Below are 1,591 nucleotides of genomic sequence, written 5' to 3' on the forward strand. Positions count from 1 at the left end.
CCGCGCTGCTTGAGGGCCTTGTTATAAGAGGGCCAGTTGGTGATTTTAAAATTTTGTTTTGCCATGGAGACCTGATTTTGAAACAACTGTGGTGATCTGCTCCGATGATTACCCAAAAGTTCTATTTATTCAACAAAGCCCTATTTCGACAAAGTTTTGGAGGGCTTCACGCTGTTTGCCTTTAATCAGGGTGAAGTCTGTACCTGTCCAAGCGGGGCATTGATTCAGGAATCTATCTACGACCGTTTTATGGAACGGGCAATAAAACGGGTTGAAGCCATCCGCATTGGTAACCCACTGGACAGCCAGACCATGATGGGGGCACAGGTATTGGAAGGCCAGTTGAAAGCCATCCTTGATTATATTGAGGTGGGTAAGCAGGAAGGCGTACGGATCCTGACCGGCGGGCGGCGCAAAGCGTTGCCTGACACATTGACGCAGGGCTACTATCTGGAGCCGACAGTGTTGTTCGGAAAGAACAGCATGCGTGTGTTTCAGGAGGAAATTTTTGGTCCGTTGCTCGCGGTCACCACGTTTAAAACCATGGATGATGCGCTGGAGATCGCTAACGACACCCACTATGGATTGGGAGCAGGGGTGTGGAGCCGTAATAGCAACATCGCCTATCGTATGGGACGCGGTATTCAGGCTGGACGCGTATGGACCAACTGCTACCACGCCTATCCGGCACATGCGTCTTTTGGCGGCTATAAACAGTCAGGCATTGGTCGTGAAAATCACAAGATGATGCTGGAGCATTACCAGCAAACCAAGTGCTTGTTGGTGAGTTACTCCGACAAACCGCTCGGGTTGTTCTGATGGTGTGTCGTTATCGGTCTGGTGGTTGCTGACAAACAGTCCCACTGCCACCGTCATTCCTGCGAAGCCGGGAATCTCTTGCAGATGAAACGCATTTCTTCTGACAGAGATTCCGGCTTTCGTCGAGGATGACTCAGTTCGTTGTTAGGTGAAGTTCGGCGGTAGCGGCGTAAGCCGCCGACAAATTTGCCTGGAGTAAATTTGAACAGCCTGTGCGCTGGCCCATAATGGCCCCTCGTCGTGATTCACCGGGAAACACGGACATGCCGAAAAGGTTTTGTCATTCGTCTGAACGCCCGTCTACGACGGGCGTTGTATTTTGTTCTATCACGAAGGAACGTTGTGTGAAGATAATTTCTGTGCGTGAAACACCGCGCTGGGCGGCAGAAGCTACGGCTTATTTTCAGGAGCAATAGGCATCCAAAGAGACAATGATGTTGTATCAGGATGCGATTGAACGCTCGCTGACTGCATATTCGCATCGTGATCGATCAGTGATTCTCATGACAATCGATCACGATTTCGCATGAAAGGTCGATCACTGATTCGCGTCGCATCGATCACTCCAGGACTTAACTCTTTTAACCTCCTCTCCATTCGCAGTTTCTACTGAAATGGAGATAACGATGGTCAGAAAGAGAAAAAGCAGGAGTCCCATGGAGACTTGTCTTCAGATCTTCAAACTCAAATTTGAGCGCAACCAGTCTAATCGCACCATCGCCGCCGCTCTTAGGGTCAGCCCTTACACGGTGTATGAGGTGTATTAGTCGCG

The 1,591-nt window shown here is 49.9% G+C and carries 1 pseudogene; it reads left to right on the forward strand.

The features are described 5' to 3' along the window. Positions 1-141: 141 nt before the first annotated feature. Positions 142-819: pseudogene (locus QZ506_RS19835) on the forward strand (aldehyde dehydrogenase family protein); the annotation flags it as partial. Positions 820-1,591 lie beyond the last annotated feature (772 nt).

The organism is Candidatus Symbiopectobacterium sp. (genome assembly GCF_020054415.1).
Classification (GTDB): Bacteria; Pseudomonadota; Gammaproteobacteria; order Enterobacterales; family Enterobacteriaceae; genus Symbiopectobacterium.